Consider the following 3,524-nt stretch of genomic DNA (forward strand, 5'->3'; position numbering starts at 1 on the left):
AGGGTTTGGCGCCCAGCCGCTATGTGGTCAGCCAGGGCACCGCCATGGGCCGCGCCGGGCGAATCCGCATTGAACACAGCGGCGAGGAAATCTGGGTCGGCGGCGCGGTTGCCGTTTGCATTGAAGGCCGTCTACAGCTCTAGATCAATGCAATTGTTACCAAGCCTGCAATAAACTGTTCCGCACTTGGCGTTTGTGCTCTGCGGTGCACGAGGCATAAGCTTTCGCCCCAAAGATTTTTGGCCTGCCTTTTTTCAGGAGCATCAATGTCCAGCCAGTTCCCCGAAGCCCGTCCACGCCGCCTGCGCCGCTCCCCGGAGTTGCGTGGCCTGTTCCAGGAAAGCGAATTCACCCTCAATGACCTGGTGCTGCCGATCTTCGTTGAAGAAGAAATCGACGACTTCGTGCCGATCACCAGCATGCCCGGGGTGCAGCGCATTCCCGAGTCGAAGCTGGCCGGCGAGATCGAACGCTATGCCAAAGCCGGGATCAAGTCGGTGATGACCTTCGGCGTGTCCCACCACCTGGACGCCTCGGGCAGTGACACCTGGCAAGAGCGTGGCCTGGTGTCGCGCATGTCCTCGATCATCAAGGATGCGGTGCCGGAAATGATCGTGATGTCCGATACCTGTTTCTGCGAATACACCGACCACGGCCATTGCGGCGTGATGCACGGCGCCGAAGTCGACAACGACCGCACCCTGGTCAACCTTGGCAAGCAAGCTGTGGCTGCCGCTCGTGCCGGTGCCGATGTGATCGCGCCGTCTGCCGCGATGGACGGGCAGGTCCAGGCCATTCGCCGGGCCCTGGATGAAGCAGGCTTCAGCCATATCCCGATCATGGCTTATTCCACCAAGTTCGCCTCGGCGCTCTACGGCCCGTTCCGCGAAGCCGGCGGCAGCGCGCTGAAGGGCGATCGCAAGAGCTACCAGATGAACCCGATGAACCGCCGCGAAGCGGTGCGCGAATCGTTGCTGGATGAGCAAGAAGGTGCGGACGCGCTGATGGTCAAGCCGGCCGGCGCGTACCTGGACATCATCCGCGACATCCGCGAAGCCTCGCGTTTGCCGGTGGCGGCGTACCAGGTCAGCGGCGAGTACGCGATGATCAAGTTCGGCGCCCAGGCGGGTGCGATCGATGAAGCCCGCGTAGTGCGGGAAACCCTGGGCTCGATCAAGCGCGCCGGTGCGGACTTGATCTTCACCTACTTCGCGATGGACCTGGCACTCGCCGGGATCTAAGTAACCTGTGGCGAGGGAGCTTGCTCCCGCTGGGGCGCGCAGCGGCCCTGAAGCCTGACTCCGCAATTTCCCCGGAAGACTGTGGCGACGGTATTGGGCCTGCTGCGCAGTCCAGCGGGAGCAAGCTCCCTCGCCACAGAAGGCTGTTCGCGGCTGCTTGCAACTTAGCGCTGGGCAAACGCCAGGTTCAGCCCCAACCCCGCAAACGCCGCTGCAAAACTGCGGCGCAGCCAGTTCTGTACACGTGGCGATTCGATCACCGCGCGGCGGAACACATTGGCCAGCAGGCCATAAATCACAAACACTGCAAACGTCATCGCCATGAATACACTGCTCAGCAACAGCATTTGCAGGGCCGGTGCGCTCGCGCCCGGGGTGACGAATTGCGGCAGGAACGCCAGGAAGAAAATCGTCAGCTTGGGATTCAGAATATTCAGCAACAGGCCTCGCACCATCAGGCTGTGGGCGCTGGAAATCGTCGGTGTGTCGTTCATGGCAAAGGCCGTTCGGTCCCGCCAGGTGGCGTAGGCGAGGTACAGCAAGTAGGCGGCCCCGGCATACTTGAGGGCTTCGAACGCCAGGGCGCTGGTATGCAGCAGGGCGGACAGCCCAAGCACGGAGGCCAACAAGTGCGGAACGATCCCGGCGGTGCAGCCCAGCGCGGCGAACACACTGGCGCGCTTGCCGGCGGTCAGTCCGGTGGACACGGTGAAGATCACGCCGGTGCCGGGAATCAGCACGACGATCAGGCAGGTGATCAGGAAGTTCAGGCTAAGCATGGCATTCAAACTCCTTGTAGGAACGACGGGAGCCCGATCCTTTCACGTTGCGGTTTTTTTGGCGAGTGCGGCAGGTCGGCGAACCCCGGTTAGACTTACCGGTCGATATCTGCCAAGACTGGCCCATTGTCGCCCAAGGAAGCCCCATGCGTTCATCTCGCCTCATCCTGTGCCTTACCACCTTATTGGTACTGGCCGGCTGCTCCAGCCAGCGCACCCAGCAACTGCCGGAGCGCAGCGAAGCCGAGGTGAAAGCGCAGATCGTGCGGCTGATGCCGGCCAGCGTGCCGGATCGTGGCGGCTGGGCCCAGGACATCTATACCGCCTTCAACACGCAGAAAATCTACCCCGGTACGGAGAACATCTGCGCGGTATTGGCCGTGACCGAGCAGGAGTCCACCTATCAGGTCGACCCTCCGGTCCCGAACATGGGCAAGATCGCCCAGGACGAGATCCTGCGGCGCGCCGCTAAAGTCCATGTGCCGGCGGTGCTGGTGCGCACGGCACTGCAACTGCGCTCGCCCACGGGCAAGTCCTACGCGGAGCGCTTGAGTGCTGCGCGTACCGAGCGGGATTTGAGTGGGATCTTTGACGACTTCATCAGCGTCGTGCCCTTGGGCAATACCCTGTTTGGCGGCTTCAACCCGGTGCATACCGCAGGCCCGATGCAGGTCAGCATCGACTTTGCACAAAAGCAGGCACGGGATTATCCCTACACCGTGGATGGCAGCATCCGCCGGGAAGTGTTTACCCGCCGAGGCGGCATGTACTTTGGCATCACCCATCTGCTGGGCTACCCGGTGAATTACGACCAGATGCTGTACCGCTTCGCCGATTTCAATGCCGGTTGGTACGCCAGCCGCAACGCCGCATTCCAGGCAGCGGTCAGCCGAGTCTCGGGCGCCAATCTGGCGTTGGACGGCGACTTGATCAACTACGGCTCGTTCCTGCCAGGCACCACCGAGCTGGCAGTGCGCTCACTGGGCAAGGCGCTGGACATGCGCAACCCGAGCATCCGCAGCCAGCTGGAGCAGGGCGAGCGCCTGGATTTTGAAGACACTACCCTGTACCAGCGGGTGTTCGCCCTGGCCGACAAGGCCGCCGGCAAACCGGTGCCGCGGGCGATCCTGCCGGGCATCGTGCTGAAAAGCCCGAAGATCACCCGCAACCTCACCACGGCCTGGTTTGCCAAGCGCGTGGATGAGCGTTATCAGCGTTGCATGAAGCGTTAGGCTTATCACCGGGGATTTACCGGGCTGATGTTGATGGTCCGGATGGCTGCGGTGGGATACACCTCCAGCCTTGTCCCCAAGGAAGAACCTGACATGACTGCCCATGCCATCCCCGAAGGCTTTACTCCGCTGCGTCGCAGCAGCCCACTCCTGGACCTGCTTGGCCCGGTGTATAGCCGAGGTGAAGGCTTGCAGCTGGAAATCGGCCTGCGCGCCGACAACCGCCACGCCAACGGACGCGGCACCGTGCACGGTGGCGTGCTGGCCACCCT

Annotated in this window: 3 protein-coding genes and 2 pseudogenes; 4 read left to right on the plus strand and 1 reads right to left on the minus strand. The window is 62.5% G+C overall.

Features of this window, described 5'->3' with window-relative positions; all coding sequences use genetic code 11:
- Both HX846_RS39630 and hemB read left to right on the plus strand, forming a co-directional pair.
- Positions 1 to 143 (plus strand): annotated as a pseudogene (locus tag HX846_RS39630) (PhzF family phenazine biosynthesis protein); the annotation flags it as partial.
- Positions 144 to 266: 123 nt separating this feature from the next.
- On the plus strand, positions 267 to 1,241 hold the full coding sequence (gene hemB / locus HX846_RS19560) for a porphobilinogen synthase (RefSeq protein WP_003211635.1): 975 nt from the start codon (positions 267 to 269) through the stop codon (positions 1,239 to 1,241).
- Between the two features lie 164 nt (positions 1,242 to 1,405).
- Here the strand turns inward: hemB and HX846_RS19565 are convergent, their stop codons facing one another.
- Positions 1,406 to 2,020, minus strand: coding sequence for a LysE family translocator (locus HX846_RS19565; RefSeq protein ID WP_178965932.1), 615 nt, complete (start codon positions 2,018 to 2,020; stop codon positions 1,406 to 1,408).
- 146 nt (positions 2,021 to 2,166) lie between these two features.
- On the opposite strand from HX846_RS19565, the gene HX846_RS19570 reads away from it, so the two are divergent.
- Positions 2,167 to 3,252, plus strand: coding sequence for a DUF1615 domain-containing protein (locus tag HX846_RS19570; protein ID WP_178965933.1), 1,086 nt, complete (start codon positions 2,167 to 2,169; stop codon positions 3,250 to 3,252).
- 93 nt (positions 3,253 to 3,345) lie between these two features.
- Positions 3,346 to 3,524 (plus strand): annotated as a pseudogene (locus HX846_RS39635) (PaaI family thioesterase); the annotation flags it as partial.

It is taken from the genome of Pseudomonas sp. K5002 (genome assembly GCF_013386655.1).
Taxonomy (GTDB): Bacteria; Pseudomonadota; Gammaproteobacteria; order Pseudomonadales; family Pseudomonadaceae; genus Aquipseudomonas.